Here is a 19,224-nt window from a genome sequence, read left to right as displayed (position 1 = left end):
TTACTTAGACTGACTGGTAAGTGTTTTTTTTGAGACTAAACTATTAAAAGACAATATAAGAATGGATGACATATATTTATGCCTTTAACTCGAATTTTAGCTGTGGATGACGAACCTTTTAACCTCGAAATAATTGAAGAAATTTTAGCAGACCTTCCCTTTGAGCTAAAAGTAGCAAGTGGCGGCCCTGAATGCTTAAGTATGGTCGAAGAGTTCTCACCACAAGTTATTTTGCTTGATGTTAGTATGCCAAAAATGAATGGTTATGAAGTGTGTAAGCAATTAAAGGCAAACCCAAAGACGGAAAATATGATCGTCATGTTCGTATCTGCTAGAGGTACGGTGGAGGAGCGTATGGAAGGCTATGCTGTAGGGGCGGAAGATTATATTGTTAAGCCATTTAGCCAAGATGAACTTAAAGCAAAACTTGTCCATTTAAACGAAGTGTTACTTGAAAAAGCAAGTTTAGAGCAACAGGTAGAAGACGCAACATCGACGGCTTTTAATGCAATGGCCAATTGCAGTGAAATGGGGCAAATAGTTAACTACATTGAAAGTATTGCATTAATAGATAACGTTAAAGACCTAGGCCAAGCCTTGGTTAATTGTCTGAATAGTTTTGATCTGCAAAGTAATATTGAGTTTAGATTAGACCCTGAGCCTGCACAGCATTTTGCTTTAAATGGTAGTTGTTCACCTATCGTAATAGAGCTATTTGATATGTTAAAGAACAAAGGGCGTTTACATGAGTTTTCCCATCGTATTTTAGTTAACTATGAGTTGATTAGTATGCTGATTTTAAATATGCCAGATCACGATCCAGATAAGCATGGTCGAATTCGTGATCATGTTTGTTTTATAGTGAGTGTAACTGAGCAGCAATTACGTGCAATTCTAACTAGTAAAAAATTAGAATCTCAGCAAGATAATTTTAATAATGTGGTTACTATGCTACATAAAAAGTTTCCAAGATTTGATTGAATTACTCGATAAAAATAGAGTCGCTAATGAAGCGGTGTTTAAGCGCTTGCAAGAAGAGCTCGAAGAGCGGATCCCGAGTATGGGGTTGGATGATGACCAAGAAATGTTTATTTATCAGAAGGTAGATCAAACGATCCAAAACTCAGTGGCTCGTGAGGCGTCTGTAAAAGGCGTTAAAGCTGCATTTAACGAGATTGAGCAAGACTTAACTCTTTTAATAAATAACTAGGTTATGCGTCTCGAGGTAGGCCTTTTTCAACAATTCTGATTAAACGAGCAGTTTTACGGAGCTGCTTTTGTTTTTTTAGTTGTTGTTCGATGGCCCAATCAATATGTTCTTTTACTAATTCAGATGCATGTTCTCGACTGCTGTTGAGGGCATTAATGATTGTTTGATTAAACTTTGCATTACCTAGTCCAACGGCTAAGTTGCGCAGCCAACGTTGGTGGCCAATACGCCTTATAGGGCTGCCTTCGGTATTTTTTAAAAATGTTGCTTCATTCCAGGTGAAAAGCTCGAGTAAATCCTTATCTTTTAGTTGTTTACGTGGATGAAAATCAGCTTCATCGGTAATTTGGCCATAGCGGTTCCATGGGCATACTAATTGGCAATCGTCACAGCCATAAACACGATTGCCTAATAAGGCACGGTATTGTTCAGGGATTGGACCTTGCAATTCAATGGTTAAGTATGAAATACATTTGCGTGCATCAACTACATACGGTTCAACAATCGCCCCTGTAGGGCAAAGGGTTATACATGCAACACATTTTCCGCAGCCTTCAAATTCATTAGGTTTATCTATCGGCAGCGGTATATCAACAAATAACTCTCCAAGAAAAAACCACGAGCCAGCTTCTTTGTTTATTAATAAACTATGCTTGCCACGCCAACCAAGGCCCGCTTTTTCTGCAAGTTGACGCTCCATGACGGGCGCTGAATCAACAAATGGACGAAAACCAAGGTGTTCAACATGTTGTTCTATTTTTTGACCTAACTTTTTTATACGGTTGCGCATCAATTTATGATAATCGCGACCAAGCGCGTAGCGGCTAATATAAGCTTTGTCGGTATTTTTAAGGTTTTTAGCAAAGCTTGCATCTGGAGGCAAGTAGTTCATTTTGACAGAAATAACCCGTTGTGTGCCAGGGACAAGCTCTGCGGGGCGGGCGCGTTTCATGCCATGTGCTGCCATATATTCCATATCGCCGTGATAACCTAAATCAAGCCAACGCTGAAGTTGAGCTTCATGCTTAGTTAAATCAATATCGGTAATACCGACTTCGCTGAAGCCGAGCTCTAGACCCCATTGTTTTATATCTAAAGCAAGTTGTTGGTAATTAGGCGTTGGGTTCGTCACGTGGGTACACTAATCATGAAAAATAGCGGCGCAATTTATCATAATCGTTGAGCAAAATCACTGTTCCTCAACAAAGCGCTTTAACTGTTGTTGAGTATGTTCACTAAGTCTTTGTGATTGTTGGCAATCAGTTAGTGCTACATCTATTTGAGATTTAGCTTGTGAACCTAGTGCTACAATTTCCTCAACGGTCTTATGCGTCTGGTTTTGGGTTTGTTCTAACTGGTGTACAGCGCTGACTATTTGTTGAAGTTGTTGTTGGTTTTGTTCAAATTCAATGAGTCGCTGAGTAAAGCCATGAGAGGTTTTACTTATTGTGTCTTCAGCATTGCGAGAGTAGCCCATTAATTGTTCAGACTCTTTGTTTGTTTGGCCAACAAGTGAGTCCATTTGATTAATAAAGTCGCTAATTTGTCGCGTCGCGTCGCTTACTTTTACAGATAAGGTTCTAACTTCGTCAGCGACAACCGCAAACCCTCTTCCTGCTTCGCCCGCACGAGCTGCTTCAATCGCAGCATTCAAAGCTAATAAGTTTGTTTGGTCTGAAAACTCCTCGACCATTTTTAAAATGCTGCGAATGTTTTCACTATTTTGCTTTAACCCTGTAATCGTTTCTGAAAACTTACCAAGGACATGCCCAATAGATTTTACTTGAGAAACTAACTCTGTGAGTTCTTTTGCAGAGTTAGTTACAAAGTGTAAATGTTCAGCGTTCACTTCATGAACATTATCAGTATTGGTGACAATACCTTGTAAATTGTCGGTTATTTGATTACTCGCTGATGTAATTGTTTGGCTAAAGTTAATTTGCTGTTCACTTAATGCTGCTGTTTGCTGCATTGAGTGAGTAACGTCATTGTTACTTTGCGCACTTGCTTGTGCACTTTGGTAGGTAGTTGCAAGTAACTCAGTTAAATGAGTGGTAAACTGGTTATATTGTTCGCTTATTTCACGAAATTCGTCATAAGTAAATTGGGGGAGTTTAGCCCCGAGATTGGCATCTTGCTGATTTATTTGAGCGAGGGTGTCGCGCATAGCTGTTACTGGGCGCACAATTAAAAAACGCATGTAGAAAAGAGTAAAAGCAAAACCTATGACAATGAGACCGCTCAGCAACCAAAATAAGCCTGTACTCGCATTTTTCTCATTTAGAGATTGATACAACCAAATTAGAGTAATCAATTGAAAAGTAAAAACAAAAATTAGATTGCCCACTATTTTTCGTGTTAAAGTGAAGAATAAACTCTGTTCGATAAAATTATAAATACGCATATACCCACTCATTAATGGTCCACTTGATTGTTGCATCGTGTTTAACTCAGTATCGCTCAAATTTAAATTAATTCAAGAATATAGGTTAAATCACAGCCATTGAAAATGTTCATTAGATTGAGTTTAAAATCATTTTAGTATTGCACGGATAGTTAGTAAAAATGCCGTCGACACCATATTCTAGCATTTGTTCAATGTCTTCTTGTTTATCAACAGTATAGGCATAAATTTCTAAGCCCCTGCTTTTTGCGTCAACAACAAACTCATGATTAATAAAGTTTTTGTCAATGTGAATGCTGTATGCATGAAGTCGCTGAGCAAACTCTGCGTAATGAATTGGGATAGAGGCCGTTAAAGCGCCTATTTTTACCCATGGTAACTGTTGTTTAAGCCACATGAGTTGATGGTGATCAAAGGAAGACACTAAAAGGTTATCACGAGAGAGCTTATTATTTGCTACACTCGCTTCAATTTGTGCAACAAACTTATCCAGAGAAAAAGTATGCTTGAGCTCTAAATTAATCAGTGTTTTATTGGCTACCCAATCAATAAGTTGGCTAAGAGTCGGCACAAATTCCCCATTGCCAGCATCAAAGCGTTGAATTTGTTCACGGCTTAGCTTATTTACTTTACCTCGTCCGCTGGTGGTTCGGTCAAGCCAAGTATCATGGATTATCATGTAGTCGTCTGAGCAACTTTGTACATCAACTTCAATACCATCTACTTCTATTTCAACGGCTGCTTTGATTGCACTTTGCGTATTTTCAGGATAAGTACCGCTTGCACCGCGGTGAGCAAATATTTTCATCATCTGTGTTTCCGTGTCACTGACCAGGTTTCATAAAACGCTGCGCTGATCACTAAAGTTCCACCGACTAAAGTCAGTAATGAAGGTTGTTCATGTAATAATAAAAAGGCTAAAAATGTACCATATAATGGTTGTAAACAAGATATAAGCCCTGCCGTTGATGCAGATAAATACTGTAAACTTGCTGCAAATAACGAGTGTGGTGTTGCCGTAAAAATAACGCCTGCAACAATTAATAAGCTCAAATCATAATGAGCTACTTGCATAATAGGTACTTCAATGAATGCACATAACATAAGACACGCAATCACTGTTTGGTAAAGCATAGTCTGTGGGCCACCGTATTGACTAAAGTAGCGTTTATGGATGATGTTTCGAAAAGCAAAGAAAAAAGCCGATATGATGCCTATTATGATACCTAGAGTCACATCGTTACCAATGTCTGCATCAGGAGTTAGTAAATAGATTCCTACCATGACAACAGCAGCGCTTATTAAATCTTTTAGTTTCGGTTTATTGCCATGAAAAAAAGGCTCTATAAATACGGTGATAACAGGGTAAGTGAAAAATGCAATCATACCCACGGCAATACCAGCTAGTTGCATTCCGGAAAAATAAGTTACCCAATGGAGTCCCACTGTTACCCCTAAAAAAAGCGCTATAGCGTAATCTTTGAGTGAGTGTAGCCTAATTGCTTTTTTTTTGTAACACTAACAATATTAAAAGCGCAACCGCTGCGATTGCAGTGCGGTAAACAGTAATATCTAATGCATTAAGGTTAATTAATTTAGCAAACAAAGCTGTGCCGCCAAACAACAGTACTGCTATGTGTAAATAGATAAGGCTTTGTTGTTGTGGCTGCATTTTACCTCTTTTGAATCATTAAAAATTAGCATTTTACTGTAAAGTTAGTGGCGTAGTTTTGTTGCTTTTTATATGTTGGTTATGACAAAAGTTAGTTTGATTAATGACAATTTACACTACACTAAGCCTGCTTTAAAAGAGATAGTTAACGTATTGAGATGATTAACTTCTGTTAGGTGGGTGAGCTATGAATAATACTCAGATGCTAAACCTCATATGTTACTTACAACCTCAGAACATTACAGCCTGATTTAAGTGATAGTGTTTGGCGCAGGGTTTTATTTTCAACAATCAGAAAAATAACGAAAAGCATTGCCGTTAGCCAGTGAAGGGTTGAAAACCGCAGAGGTTGCCGCAAGGTTATTCTTAAGAGGGGGCACTGTGCGTCATTATTTATCAGCAGCCATTGCCAAATTAAATGCCAGTAACCGAGTCGATGCAGCACGAATAGCCAAGCAAAAAGGTTGGTTATAGCCTTTTTTAGCCATTTTAACGTTACTAAATTGGCTTTCTTAAAAGTTTCATAGCTTTTGCCTGTCTCATTGTTCGGTTATGGGTTAAAATAACAACATAACCAATTAACAAGATAGTGAATGTCAAACCAAGATCCTAATCTCAGTCGAGAACAAGAAAAGTACGAAAACCCTGTCCCAAGCCGTGAGTTTATACTTACTCATATAAAAGACCGTGCAAAACCAGCCAACTTTCAGCAGTTATGTGATGAAATGGCGGTGAACGACGACGAGCGCCAAATTGCGTTTAAACGCCGTTTGAGAGCTATGGAGCGCGATGGTCAGTTATATTTTAATAAGTTTAAATGTTACGCTTTAATTGACGAAGCAGGCCTGACTAAAGGTAAGGTCATCGGTCATAGAGATGGGTTTGGCTTTTTAGAAGTTGAAGGCGAAAGTAAAGACTGGTTTATTGCCAAGCATCAAATGAACATGGTGCTGCACGGTGACATTGTATTAGCTAAAGGCACTAAACGTGGCTCTGGCGGCAAGTGTGATGCGCGAATTATCAAAGTGCTGACCAATGAACGTGCGCCGATTGTTGGTCGCTATTTTGTTGAGCATGGTATTGCGGTTGTTGTGGCCGAAGATCCACGTATCACCCAAGACATTATTATTTTACCTGGTACAGAAAAAGGTGCTCGCCATAATCAAATGGTGCAAGTACAAATAACTCAAAATCCAAGCCGTAATATGAATGCGGTAGGTAAGGTTGTTGATGTACTTGGAGAGCATTTAGCGCCAGGAATGGAAATTGAAGTTGCGCTACGTAACCATGATATTCCCCATATATGGCCTGAAGCGGTTGAAAAACAAGTTGCCCATTTAGGTGAATTTGTAGAAGAAGCCGATAAACAAAACCGCGTAGATTTACGTGATTTACCATTAGTAACGATTGATGGTGAAGACGCCCGCGATTTTGATGATGCAGTTTATTGTGAGCGCAAAAGTCCGGAGGCTGGCGCTTATGGGTAGCCATCGCTGACGTATCGCATTATGTTGGCATGAATACGCCACTTAACAAAGAAGCGATTGAACGCGGTAACTCAGTGTATTTTCCTGAGCAAGTTATTCCGATGCTGCCAAAAGTACTCTCTAATGGGTTATGTTCATTAAACCCAGAAGTTGATCGCTTATGTATGGTTGCGGAAATGATGGTATCAGAAGCAGGTAAACTGTCTGGTTATCGCTTCTATGAAGCGGTTATGAACTCGCATGCGCGTTTAACCTACACTAAAACCAATGCCATTTTGCAAGGCGATGAAAAGCTACGTAAAGAATATGCAGCTGTGGTTCCGCATTTAACTGATTTACAGCAAATGTACATGGCACTTAAGTCCGCACGCCAACAGCGTGGTGCGATTGAGTTTGAAACATTAGAAACCCGCTTTGTATTTAATGCCCAACGTAAGATAGAATCAATCGTGCCAGTGGTACGTAACGATGCGCATAAGTTAATTGAAGAATGTATGATTTTAGCCAATGTATCTGCGGCTAAAATGCTTGAAAAACACGAAGCCAGCGCGCTTTATCGAGTGCATGATGAGCCCGATGGCGAAAAGCTTGGTAATTTTAGGCAGTTCTTGTCTGAGCTTGGTATTGAATCAACACTTAGTGATGAGCCAACGCCAAAAGAAATCACCCATGTACTCGCTAGGTTAGGGGATCGCCCTGAAGCTGAGCTTATTCAAACCATGTTGCTGCGCTCGATGAAGCAGGCTGTGTATCAAGCTGATAACATCGGTCACTTTGGTTTGGCGCTGGGTGAATACGCACACTTTACCTCACCAATTCGCCGTTATCCTGATTTAGTGGTGCATCGTGCAATTAAAGGTATTTTAAAAGCACAGGGCATGCAAACATCCGGTGACTATGTATATAGTGATGACGAAGTTGATCAATTAGGCGAGCAATGTTCGACCACTGAGCGCCGCGCAGATGATGCGACCCGTGAAGTTGCTGATTGGCTTAAGTGCGAATACATGCAAGATCATGTAGGAGATGAGTTTGAAGGCGTTATTTCATCGGTAACAAACTTTGGTTTGTTTATTCGTTTAGATGATTTACAAATTGATGGTTTAATTCATGTAACCAACTTAGGTAATGAATATTTTCAGCATGATGCAGCTAAACATTGCTTGATTGGAGAGCAAACCCACAAGGTATATCGTCTTGGTGATAAGGTAACTGTTCAGGTAGCATCTGTTAGCTTGGATGAGCGCCGTATCAATTTAACCCTAAGTGGTGATGTTGCTCAAGACCGTTATTCACGCCGCCGTGGTTCTGCAAAAGGGGGTCATGCCCCAGCGAGTGTTCGTTCACAATTAAAAGCGGGTAAAATCCCTGGTAAAAAAGGTGATGAAAAAGAGCCTCGCAAAGGTAAGTCATCAGCGGGTACTAAGGGTAAATCAGACTCACAAAGCAGTAGTAAAGGTAAAAAGAAACCTGCCAGTCGTACCAAAGCAAAAGCGACAACCGATGGCGTAACTAAAAAGAAAACCAAGAAAAAGGCTGTTAAAAAGCCAAAAAGACCCGGCAAAAATGCCCGTAAACGTACCAGCCCAGGAGCAAATAATACGTGAGTAATGAATTAATTTTTGGCTTTCACTCTGTTGAAGCGATTTTAGCAAAAGAGCCTGAGCGTTTTTTAGAAATTTACGCCCTCAAAGGACGTGATGATAAGCGCTTAACTCCGATAATTAATGAAGCACGTAAATTTGGTATTTCAGTACAGTTTATGCAACGTAAAGCGCTTGATAACAAAGCAAAAGATGAGCAGCACCAAGGCATCATTGCCAATGTAAAAGCGGCGCCGACATACAATGAAAAAGATCTTGATGTGATCATTGCTCGTGAAGACACTCCGTTCTTATTAGTACTTGACGGTATTACAGATCCGCATAACTTAGGTGCTTGCCTACGTAGCGCCGATGCTGCGGGTGTTCATGCGATTATTGTGCCAAAAGATAAGTCAGCAAAGCTTAATGGCACAGCACGAAAAGTGGCGTGTGGCGCAGCCGAAACAGTTCCGCTTATTCAAGTGACAAACCTTGCCCGTACTTTACGTGAAATTAAAGATGCAGGTGTATGGGTTGTTGGAACGGCAGGCGAAACAGACACCCATGTATTTGATGCAAACTTAACAGGTCCGATGGCCATTGTAATGGGCGCTGAGGGTGAAGGCATGCGTCGTTTAACCCGCGAGCATTGTGATGTATTGGTTAAAATCCCTATGGCGGGGAGTGTATCAAGTCTTAATGTATCTGTTGCAACTGGTATCTGTTTGTTTGAAGTACTGCGCCAGAGAAACGCAACGCAAGCCTAAAAAGCTGTAAGCTTGTAGCCGTCAGTTTAAAGATAAATATAAAACCATGCTTGACTTAACAAGCATGGCTTTTATTTTTTAGCTGATAGCAGCTCCTCTTTACTTTAGCGTACAACGCCGATTAACCTTTAGGTACTTAACTACAGTGACAACCCCTTCAAACAATGCTGTTCTGGCCTTACGCGCGCAGCAAATTAGCGAATCTCGACGTGAGTTTAATGCTCGTGGCGGTAAAATGGACCGTTGTGAACAGTGTTTGATCGCAAAGCATTATTGTATTTGTGAAGGCGTTGAGCAGGCTCAGTGTAATGCAGCTGTTTGTATGCTGATGTATCATAATGAAAGCTTTAAACCTTCTAATACTGGGCGTTTAATCGCTGAAATAGTGCCTGATAATTACGCCTTTCGTTGGGACAGAACAGACCCTGACCGTGAACTTTTAGCTTTGTTAAACGATCCTCAATATCAGCCAATGGTGATTTTTCCTGCCACAGATGTTGAAGATGCTAGTCGAGTGATAACGAAGGTTAAACCGCAACCGGGCAAGCGCCCATTATTCATCTTTTTGGATGGCACATGGCGTGAGGCTAAAAAAATGATTCGTAAGAGCCCGTATCTTGATAACTTACCGGTATTATCGATTACAGCTGAAAAACTGTCGGATTACCGTTTACGGGTTGCACCTCATGCACATCAACTTGGCACTGCTGAAGTCGCAATCATGGTGTTGGCATTAGCTGGTGAGTTTGATGCATCCAATAAACTTGAACAACATTTTATGAAGTTTCGCGATGCGTATTTATTAGGTAAACGAAATAAAGGTCGGCCACTATAGCGAGTAAAGTTATACGTTGCATGCGTTACAATAAGATATAAATATTTATTAAAATGTTTTGCACAATAAAATATAGGTTTTTTTGATAGTTGAATTTCAGGCAAAAGAAAAGCGCGTACTATCTCTAGTCGCGCTTGCGGAATCTTCTAATTTTCTGCATCCTGCAATTGAACTTAATCAACTCCTAATTTTTACTAATCCATGTGATTACGCTGTTACTTATTCGTTCTGCGCAATTTAGGCTATCCGGGCCTGTATCCAAGTAGTATCCATTCTTCCATATTGGTAAAATCTATTACCTATCCGTTACGCACCTTCCTGATGCTATCCTTTTATTAAACAGTTCCATTGCGTTGCCTTTCAGGCCTGTCCATTCGTCCGCTTTGTAACTTCCTGTATAACAACTCTCCTTCGAGCCCTGTTGTCATCCATTTCGCATCATCTTGACGCTGTCCGTGTGTGTACTATCCTTTGTGTTACTCATCCTGAGCCTGTCCGTGAGTCCTTATTTTCCTAACGTAACCTTAATCCGAGGTTGCTGAGTAATCATTCCTTGTCCGTTTACTCATTTAAGCCTGTTTGCTTAACCGATGAAGTAAGTATAGAGCGTTTAAGCAAACAAAATAGGCATTTAATTACACTCAAAATTAGGCTGTCTCTTATCATATTTTAACAAGTTCTTTATTAACAATTGCTTAGTGAGTGATTATGACGTTTGTCCTGTTATTTATACTCATTAGCTGTCAGTACCGTAAGATATATCTCACAAGCAATTTCCTTTTATCTCTTTTGCTTAGATAATGGGTGCACTTTTTATAGGGAAAAGGTATTATTTGCTGATAATAATTACTATTTAGATGAAAAATATTTATGAAAAAAACACTCGCTATTTTGCTTGGATTGACAATCTCAGCCCCTGTTTTGGCTGATGATGCAGTAAATATATATTCTTTTCGTCAATCGTTTTTAATTCAACCTATATTGGATGACTTTACTCAACAGACAGGTATTAAAACTAATGTGGTATTTGCTAAAAAAGGACTGATCGAGCGAGTGAAACGTGAAGGTAAGTATAGCCAAGCGGATTTAGTACTGACATCTAATTTTAGTGATTTAGTCCAGCTAGATGAACTTGATTTAACCCAAACTATTAGCAGTGAAACGGTTAATAATAATGTGCCAGCTAAGTTTCGTGATGATGAAGGTCAGTGGATTGCACTGACTAAGCGTGTGCGTAATGTATATTCATCAAAAGAGCGAGTTGGTGCATTGGCGCATTTAAACTATGAGGAGTTAGCTGATCCTAAATATAAAGGCAAGTTGTGTACGCGCTCAGGTAAACATCCTTACAACTTAGGGTTAGTGGCATCTATGATAGCACATCATGGTGAAGCTAAAACTAAACAGTGGCTTGAGGGAGTAAAAACTAACCTTGCACGTAAACCACAAGGTAATGATCGCGCTCAGGTTAAGGCTGTTAAAGAAGGCTTGTGTGATTTAGCATTAGGCAACAGCTATTATTTTGGCAAAATGCTCCAAGATGCGGCGCAAAAACCATGGGCCGATGCGGTGAATATCAACTTCCCAAATCAAGATAATAGAGGCTCACATATTAATGTATCGGGTGTGGTTATTACTAAGTACGCTAAAAACCCAGAAAATGCCTTGAAACTAATAGAGTTTATGACCGACAATAAGGCACAAAATATGTATGCCTCGGTTAATATGGAGTACCCGGTTAAGCTAGGTGTGGAATTATCAAGTTTAGTAGCGTCATGGGGTAGCTTTAAGGAAGACAGTTTACCCCTTGATGAGATTAGCAAATATCGTCCGTTAGCGCTTAAGTTGATTGATGAGGTGAAGTTCGATCTTTAATGAGTCTTAATTTTTCGCGGTCACGATGGCAACTTTTTGCATGGGTTACTGGCCTTGTATTAGTAACCCCATTATGCTTTTTACTTTTCGAGTCGCTGCAAGGCGACTCTGATGTTTTTAGCCACCTTTGGAATACCGTATTATGGGATTACACTCGCAATACATTAGTGCTTATTGTGGGTGTGTGCGTAGTGAGTTGTGCACTTGCATTACCATTAGCTTGGCTTACAGCCTATTGTAGCTTTCCTGGTAGAAAGCAGTTTGAATGGGCGTTAATGTTACCCCCTGGCTATGCCAACTTACATTATTGCCTATGTGTACACTGACCTATTTGATTACGCAGGCCCTATACAAATAGTACTGCGGAATTGGTTTGGTTGGCAATCACCCGATGATTACTGGTTTTTTGATATTCGTACTTTGCCTGGTGCGATCATGATGATTGCACTGGTACTATACCCTTATCTTTATTTAATTTTTAAAACCGCATTACGCGAACAATCATTTAAATTAGTACAGGCAAGCCAGAGTATGGGTTTGTCTCCTTTGCAAAGTTTTTATCGTGTGAGCTTACCCCTTGCTCGTGGTGCAATAGTGGCTGGGCTTACCTTAATAAGCATGGAAACGATGGCAGATTTTGCCACAGTTAACTACTTTGCAATAAGCACACTAACAACGGCTGTGTACGATACTTGGCTTGGTTATTACTCATTAACTGCAGCGGCAAAAATTTCAGGTATTATGCTGTTAATACTATTTTTAGCATTGATGATAGAGCGTTTTAGCCGTCGAAAACAAGCTGTATTTGAGCGCCAGTCTGGGTTTAACAGTGAAACCCTTTACAGCTTAAAGGGGAAGACTGCTTGGTCGGCAACCTTGTTTTGTTGTGCGGTGTTATTTTTTGCGTTTGTATTACCTGTTGCGGTGTTACTCAATTATGCATTTGCGTATGCCGAGCAAGCGTGGAATGACGCGTTTTTTTGTACGCGTGGCAAAGTTTTAAAGTTGCCGGCATTGTGTGTGTGATCACTATTATTTTAAGCTTGCTGGTGGTGTTTTATCAGCGAATTAGCACACAACAATATTCACTTGTACCAGGGCGCTTAGCCAGTACGGGTTATGCATTACCGGGCACTGTTTTAGCAATTGCTGTACTACTACCTTTAACCTTACTTGATGACCGCCTTAATACTTGGTTAGAGCCTTTTGGAGCTGCACCAGGGCTGCTGCTTAGTGGAACGTTATTTGCCATAATCTTTGCCTATGTAGTGCGCTTTTACGCAATCGCGCACGGTGCTGTTGAAGCGAGTTTTATGCGAATTAGTCCATCGCTTGATATGGCAAGCCAATCTATGGGGAAAAGCTATGGGCAAACGTTACGCAAAGTGCATATTCCTTTATTACGACGTGGAATTTTAACCGCAGGCTTATTAGTGTTTATTGAATGTATGAAAGAGCTACCGGCTGCTTTACTGCTCAGGCCATTCAATTTTGAAACTCTGGCGACACATGTGTTCCAATATGTCAGTGATGAGCAATTGGAGCTGGCGTCTATCTCTGCGCTTGCTATTGTAGTGGTAGGCTTAGTGCCTTTGTATTTTGTTAATCGCTCAATGGAGCAACACAGTTAAATGAGTAGTTTAATTTTAGAAAATTTATCGTATCAATATAATGATACTGCAGTGATCGAACATTTAAATTTAACTGTTGAAAAAGATGAAATTGTTTGTCTGCTTGGACCAAGCGGTTGTGGTAAAACAACCACTTTAAAAGCGATTGCGGGTATTGTTACTGCTAACCAAGGTAAGGTGTTCATTGATACTAAGTTGGTTTCTGATGAGGATACTTTTTTAGCACCTGAGCATCGTAATATTGGCATGATGTTTCAAGATTATGCGTTGGTTCCCGCATTTAACAGTTGCAGATAACATTGGATTTGGCTTAACTAAAATGAGTAAAAGCCAAAAGCAGCAACGTGTTGACGAAATGCTTGAGTTAGTGCAGTTGCAAGGTTGTGCCATGCGTTTTCCACATCAGTTATCAGGAGGGCAGCAGCAAAGAGTTGCTATTGCTAGGGCGTTGGCTTATAAGCCAAGCTTATTATTGCTTGATGAACCTTTTTCAAATATAGACACTCAAGTTCGTTTTGAATTAATTGCTGATATTCGCCGCATTATTAAAAATCAGCAGGTTTCAGCCGTGTTTGTTACTCACTCAAAAGAAGAGGCATTTGCGTTTTCTGATACGTTGGCTGTTATGCATCGAGGTAAAATTGCACAGCAAGGCACGCCAGAGCAGCTTTTTAGCGCTCCAAACTCAAAGGTGGTTGCAGAGTTTCTAGGTCAGGGCATATACTTAAATGCAGATGTATTAACGGCGACTGAATATTCGACATGCTACGGAGTGGTCGAATCGCTTATTGCGCATCACCATAGCTCAGATAGTGGGCAGTTATATATTCGCCCGCATCATTTAACTCTAACGCCTTTCTCGGTGCAATGTGAGCAAACAGTTAAGGTGCTAAGCCGTCGTTTTATTGGTTCAAGTTATGTTTATAAAGTAGTAGTTAATGAGCAAGAAATTGAAGTTGCCGCTGAACTAGCGCAGTCATTTGATATAAATGAACTAGTTACAATAAAAATAAAACCACACACGGTAAATTTTTTTACTGATAAATAATTAAAGCTGTGTCCAATTTAAGTTAAGGATGTTCCATGGCGCAAGCGCAATCAGGGATTTGTGCTGAAGCAAACTTACACGGTTTGCATTTATTTTTTAATGTATTTGATGGTCATGATGAGTCACTACGCAAAAAATTAAAGCGAGTTAGTGCGATTCAGGATGAGTTTGCCGATCAATTTTCAGAATCTATGCTATCTAGCTTTGTTGCTGTAGGCGCACAATACTGGCCGCATATATTGCCAGAATTTATCCCGAGTCAACTTCAAAGTTTTCCTAATATTACTCATAACGATCATGTGATGGGGGCTCAACCATTTGATTTGTTTGTGCAAATACGCTCAGATCGAGAAGATGTTAACCACCTTTTTGCGCTACAAATACTGCAATTGTTCGCTCCTGATGTTGAATTAGTTGAACAAGTGCGTAATTTTCGATTTTTAGACGGTCGCGATTTTAATGGTTTTATTTTAGGTGGAAACACTCCCCATGGCCGGCAAAAGCGTGTAACAGCGTTAGTAAATAATCCTGGGCATTTTGAAGATCAAGGCAGTTATATTCATGTTCAACGTTATAAGCATGATTTAAGTGTTTGGCAGCATTTATCGCTCTATGAGCAAGAACAAATAATGGGTCGCACTCGATTAGATAATAACTTATTAGAGCCAAGTGTTGAAACGAGCCATGCGGTACGGTTCTGAGCTCAAAGATGAGCACGGTCAAGCTTTATTGTTAAGCCAAAGCATGCCTTATGGTGATGTTTATGAACAAGGTGTCTTATCGATTAGCTGTGCAGCACAAGGTAGTGCATTTGAAATAGTATTAAAAAGTAGGTTAGGGCAGGGCGATTGCTACGACCATTGGCTCGACTTTACGCAAGCCGATATGGGCTCGGCATTTTTCGCCCCATCAATTAACTTTTTAAAGCAGCTTTAAACTGTATCGAATAAGATGCGCACGCGCTCTAATGTGATATCGATTTCTGAGATCTTAGCTGGGGCAATAAATATTGTATCGTCGCCAGCAATGGTGCCTAACACGCCATCGGCTTTACCTAAAGAGTCGAGCAAGCGAGCAATTAATTGTGCAGCACCAGGGCTGGTACGAATGATGATCATCATTTCGTTATGCATAATATCAATAACCAGCTGGCGTAGCGGGCTTTTGCTGTTGGTACACCCATTTCTGCAGGTAAACAGTAAACCATTTCTTGTTTTGCGTTACGGGTTCGTACAGCACCAAATTTACTTAACATGCGTGAGACTTTACTTTGGCTTATATTATCAAAGCCTTGCTCTTTTAAGGCGTCAACAATTTCGCCTTGAGAACCAAAGTTTTCTTCTTTTAAAAGTGATTTAAAGGCTTTAACTAACGCTTCTTGCTTATCTTGTGGTTGCATGTCATTTATCTGCTTTGTTATTTGATGTCCTAAATTCTACACAAAAATGAATATTTATGCAGTAGTTGTTTTTATTAGTGAATAGAGCTATTAAGTCGCCGTTTGAGGTATGCTTTTGTCCATAGAACAGTTTATTTACAACTATGGTCGAAATTATATGCAAAATAAGCAGGATAAATTTGTTTTTAGGCGCTAATTTCTTTATCTTAGTGCCACAAATATTTTCTACCTTAAATTACGGAGAATTCCCATGAAAGTTGCTGTATTAGGTGCTGCAGGCGGTATCGGTCAAGCGTTGTCTTTATTATTAAAAACAGGTTTACCAGCTGGTTCTGAATTATCACTATATGACGTTGCGCCAGTTGGTTCCTGGTGTTGCTGTTGACCTTTCTCACATCCCAACAGATGTTAAAGTAGCTGGTTTTGGTGCTGACGCATTAGATCAAGCGCTAACAGGTTGTGATATTGTACTTATCCCTGCTGGTATGCCACGTAAGCCAGGTATGGATCGTGCTGATTTATTCAACGTAAATGCCGGAATCATCAAAACATTAGCTGAAGGTATTGTAGCTAACTGTCCTAAAGCATTAGTGGGTATCATCACAAACCCTGTAAACGGCACAGTGCCAATCGTTGCTGAAGTATTCAAAAAAGCGGGTACTTATGATGCAAACCGTGTTTTCGGTATTACAACGCTTGACGTAATTCGTTCGGAAGCATTTATTGCCGAGCTTAAAGGTGTTGATGTTGCAACTGTAAAAGTACCAGTAATTGGTGGTCACTCAGGCACAACTATTCTACCTCTACTTTCTCAAGTTGAAGGTGTTACTTTCACTGATGAAGAAGTTGCAGCTCTTACTCCACGTATCCAAAATGCAGGTACTGAAGTAGTAAATGCTAAAGCAGGTGGCGGTTCAGCTACATTATCAATGGGTGCTGCAGCAGCTCGTTTTTGTATGTCTCTAGTTAAGGGATTACAAGGTGAAGACGTTGTAGATTACGCTTACGTAGCTATTGAAGATGGTGATGCAGAATACTTTGCACACCCTGTACGTTTAGGTAAAAACGGCGTAGAAGAAATTCTTTCTTATGGTGAGCTAAGTGCGTTTGAGCAACAAGCTAAAAACGACATGTTAGATACACTGAAAAAAGATATTCAAGAAGGTGTTGATTTCATCAACGCATAATCTTGTTATTACTGCCAAGTAATTGGTGGTAATAAAAAAGCCTGCGATTGCAGGCTTTTTTTTTGCTCGAAGTTATGTATTTTAATACGTGCTTTTAGTGACTCCGATCAACAGCAATACGGGCTAAACTGATCAGTGCTTCTTTATAAGGTGAGTCATCTAGCACTGATAAACAGGCTATGGCTTTATCGGCTTCTTCATCAGCTTTTTTTCATGGTAAATTCTAATGCGTTTGTTTCTCGTAACGTCGTTAGTATAGATTCTAAATGATCCATTCCGTTGCTGTGCTCTATAGCATCACGAATTAACTGAACCTGCTCTGTATTGCCTTGCTGCATTGCATAAATAAGCGGTAGCGTAGGTTTGCCTTCTGCTAAATCATCACCAATATTTTTGCCTAACTGTTCAGCGTCAGCATTGTAATCAAGTACATCATCAACTAATTGAAACGCAGTGCCCAGATGCATACCATAAAGGTTGAGTGCCTTAAGAATTCTCTCGTCTTGCTCCGTAATAACGGCAGCAAGCCCTGTGGCGGCTTCAAATAATTTTGCTGTCTTAGAGTAGATGACCTGCATATAGCTGTCTTCGGTGGTGTCAGGATCATTACAATTCATTAATTGTAAGACTTCACCTTCAGCGATGACATTGGTTGCATCAGCCAGTATTTGCATAACTTGCATTTTGCCAATACCTACCATCAGCTGAAAAGAGCGGGTATAGATAAAGTCACCCACAAGTACGCTTGCGGCATTACCAAACTCTGCATTTGCAGTTGGCGTACCACGGCGCAAGTTAGACTCATCGACAACGTCATCATGTAATAAAGTTGCTGTATGAATAAACTCAACGATAGTTGCTAAGGTAATGTGATCATTCCCTTTATAACCAAGCGCTTTTGCCGCTAAAATAGCTAACATAGGGCGAACACGTTTACCGCCGCTATTAACTATATATAAGCCAAGTTGATTTACTAATGCTACATCTGAGCGCATTTGTGCATGTATAAGTTGATTGACGTCATTCATATCGTTTTCGATTAACGCCTGGATAGCTTTTATATCCATTGATCTCCGAGCCAATTTTAATGGGTATACGCAGCCGATTGTACAACAAAAAACGCGCCCGCTCGATATTTTGTGACAATTCACTGAAAAAATAGGTTTAAAGTGCTTTTTTAACTCGTTTTGCAAGGGTTAAGTTAAAAATAGCGATAATTCACATGTTTACTTTTTATTCTGATGATGACTTTGCAAAGGCTGTAATTTATTTGTCACCTTGTGTTAAAAAGCGCTTGGCATACCTGTGATTTAATATAAAATAGGTGAAAATATTGAATTGCTCTCAATGCAGCTATTTTTTATTCATTTAATTAAAAAACAGGCTTGCTAGTTTTTACGCATTAGCGTAAACTTCGCGCCCTATTGAAGAATATTTTAGTTGCGTCGATTTGAGGGCGCACAGACGGAGTTAATTATGTACGCGGTTTTCCAAAGTGGTGGTAAACAGCACCGTGTGACTGAAGGTCAAACAATTCGTCTTGAGAAATTAGACGTTGAAACTGGTGCAGCAGTTGAATTTGATTCAGTACTTTTAGTTGCTGATGGTGAGAAAATCGAGATCGGTGTACCGTTCGTAAACGGTGGTAAAGTAACAGCTGAGGTTGTTTCACATGGTCGCGGTGAGAAAATTAAGGTTGTTAAATTTAGACGCCGTAAGCATTCTCGTAAGCAAATGGGCCATCGTCAATGGTTCACAGAAGTTAAAATCACTGGCATTAGCGCTTAATTAGAGGTACTTAGAAATGGCACATAAAAAAGCAGCTGGTAGTACTCGTAACGGTCGCGATTCAGAAAGCAAACGCCTAGGTGTTAAGCGTTTTGGTGGCGAATCAGTTCTAGCGGGTAGCATCATCGTACGTCAACGTGGAACTCGTTTTCACGCTGGCTCAAACGTAGGTATCGGTAAAGACCACACTATCTTCGCGAAAGCGGATGGTAAAGTTCAGTTTGAACAAAAAGGTCCTTTAAACCGTAAATACGTAAGCATCGTATCTGAGTAATCAGAGCCGGTTCTTAAAAAACCCCGCCTTTGCGGGGTTTTTTGTTTTAAGCCTTGAGAATATA

General features: G+C 40.0%; 8 protein-coding genes and 10 pseudogenes. 12 read left to right on the top strand and 6 right to left on the bottom strand.

The features are described 5' to 3' along the window. The first annotated feature begins 78 nt into the window (after positions 1 to 78). A pseudogene (locus tag ACU8V8_RS13635) lies at positions 79 to 1,210 on the top strand (response regulator). Position 1,211: 1 nt separating this feature from the next. Here the strand turns inward: ACU8V8_RS13635 and queG are convergent. From queG to ACU8V8_RS13615, 4 genes and pseudogenes are all read right to left on the bottom strand, one after another. Beyond that, positions 1,212 to 2,342 (bottom strand): tRNA epoxyqueuosine(34) reductase QueG, encoded by a 1,131-nt coding sequence (gene queG / locus ACU8V8_RS13630; protein ID WP_087531079.1) that lies wholly within the window; start codon positions 2,340 to 2,342, stop codon positions 1,212 to 1,214. A 57-nt stretch (positions 2,343 to 2,399) separates the two neighbouring features. Beyond that, positions 2,400 to 3,626: a methyl-accepting chemotaxis protein gene (locus ACU8V8_RS13625; protein WP_087531078.1), complete on the bottom strand. Its 1,227-nt coding sequence runs from the start codon at positions 3,624 to 3,626 to the stop codon at positions 2,400 to 2,402. Between the two features lie 100 nt (positions 3,627 to 3,726). Then, a complete protein-coding gene (locus ACU8V8_RS13620; protein ID WP_087531077.1) occupies positions 3,727 to 4,425 on the bottom strand; it encodes a glycerophosphodiester phosphodiesterase in 699 nt (232 codons plus the stop codon). Next, a pseudogene (locus tag ACU8V8_RS13615) lies at positions 4,422 to 5,286 on the bottom strand (DMT family transporter). Before ACU8V8_RS13615 ends, ACU8V8_RS13620 begins: the two are co-directional and overlap by 4 nt. Before the next feature lie 303 nt (positions 5,287 to 5,589). Between ACU8V8_RS13615 and ACU8V8_RS13610 the strand changes: the two are divergent. The 8 genes and pseudogenes from ACU8V8_RS13610 to ACU8V8_RS13575 all read left to right on the top strand — a co-directional run. Continuing rightward, positions 5,590 to 5,760, top strand: a pseudogene (locus tag ACU8V8_RS13610) (response regulator transcription factor); the annotation flags it as partial. Between the two features lie 119 nt (positions 5,761 to 5,879). Then, positions 5,880 to 8,380, top strand: a pseudogene (gene rnr / locus ACU8V8_RS13605) (ribonuclease R). Next, entirely contained in the window at positions 8,377 to 9,123 is a 747-nt protein-coding gene (rlmB, locus tag ACU8V8_RS13600) for a 23S rRNA (guanosine(2251)-2'-O)-methyltransferase RlmB (RefSeq protein WP_087531074.1), read from the top strand. Before rnr ends, rlmB begins: the two are co-directional and overlap by 4 nt. A gap of 145 nt (positions 9,124 to 9,268) precedes the next feature. Next, entirely contained in the window at positions 9,269 to 9,958 is a 690-nt protein-coding gene (locus tag ACU8V8_RS13595) for a tRNA-uridine aminocarboxypropyltransferase (RefSeq protein WP_446887862.1), read from the top strand. A gap of 870 nt (positions 9,959 to 10,828) precedes the next feature. After that, on the top strand, positions 10,829 to 11,833 hold the full coding sequence (locus tag ACU8V8_RS13590; RefSeq protein WP_446887861.1) for a Fe(3+) ABC transporter substrate-binding protein: 1,005 nt from the start codon (positions 10,829 to 10,831) through the stop codon (positions 11,831 to 11,833). Beyond that, positions 11,833 to 13,464, top strand: a pseudogene (locus tag ACU8V8_RS13585) (ABC transporter permease). The gene ACU8V8_RS13590 and the pseudogene ACU8V8_RS13585 overlap by 1 nt, the downstream one beginning before the upstream one ends. Continuing rightward, positions 13,465 to 14,512: pseudogene (locus ACU8V8_RS13580) on the top strand (ABC transporter ATP-binding protein). A gap of 35 nt (positions 14,513 to 14,547) precedes the next feature. Beyond that, positions 14,548 to 15,448 (top strand): annotated as a pseudogene (locus tag ACU8V8_RS13575) (Dyp-type peroxidase). Here the strand turns inward: ACU8V8_RS13575 and argR are convergent. Continuing rightward, a pseudogene (gene argR, locus ACU8V8_RS13570) lies at positions 15,445 to 15,911 on the bottom strand (transcriptional regulator ArgR). The pseudogenes ACU8V8_RS13575 and argR sit on opposite strands and share 4 nt — an antisense overlap. Positions 15,912 to 16,161: 250 nt before the next feature. Between argR and mdh the strand changes: the two are divergent. Further along, positions 16,162 to 17,098, top strand: a pseudogene (gene mdh / locus ACU8V8_RS13565) (malate dehydrogenase). Between the two features lie 94 nt (positions 17,099 to 17,192). Here mdh and ispB read toward each other — a convergent pair. Then, positions 17,193 to 18,165 (bottom strand): annotated as a pseudogene (gene ispB, locus ACU8V8_RS13560) (octaprenyl diphosphate synthase). Positions 18,166 to 18,574: 409 nt separating this feature from the next. Between ispB and rplU the strand changes: the two are divergent. Together rplU and rpmA are read left to right on the top strand one after the other, a co-directional pair. Further along, positions 18,575 to 18,886: a 50S ribosomal protein L21 gene (gene rplU, locus ACU8V8_RS13555; protein ID WP_004587921.1), complete on the top strand. Its 312-nt coding sequence runs from the start codon at positions 18,575 to 18,577 to the stop codon at positions 18,884 to 18,886. A 16-nt stretch (positions 18,887 to 18,902) separates the two neighbouring features. Next, a complete protein-coding gene (rpmA, locus tag ACU8V8_RS13550; RefSeq protein WP_058561666.1) occupies positions 18,903 to 19,160 on the top strand; it encodes a 50S ribosomal protein L27 in 258 nt (85 codons plus the stop codon). Positions 19,161 to 19,224: the final 64 nt, after the last annotated feature.

It is taken from the genome of Pseudoalteromonas sp. SaAl2 (assembly GCF_052947895.1).
The sequence above is the reverse complement of the archived record's forward strand: the minus strand, read 5'-3'. Positions and strand labels throughout refer to the sequence as shown.

What these genes read in the sequence shown, in the direction of transcription:
- rplU (WP_004587921.1), top strand. Translation starts at nt 18,575, where the DNA reads ATGTACGCGGTTTTCCAAAGTGGTGGTAAACAGCACCGTGTGACTGAA.
- ACU8V8_RS13620 (WP_087531077.1), bottom strand. Translation starts at nt 4,425, where the DNA reads ATGATGAAAATATTTGCTCACCGCGGTGCAAGCGGTACTTATCCTGAA.
- rpmA (WP_058561666.1), top strand. Translation starts at nt 18,903, where the DNA reads ATGGCACATAAAAAAGCAGCTGGTAGTACTCGTAACGGTCGCGATTCA.
- ACU8V8_RS13625 (WP_087531078.1), bottom strand. Translation starts at nt 3,626, where the DNA reads ATGAGTGGGTATATGCGTATTTATAATTTTATCGAACAGAGTTTATTC.
- ACU8V8_RS13590 (WP_446887861.1), top strand. Translation starts at nt 10,829, where the DNA reads ATGAAAAAAACACTCGCTATTTTGCTTGGATTGACAATCTCAGCCCCT.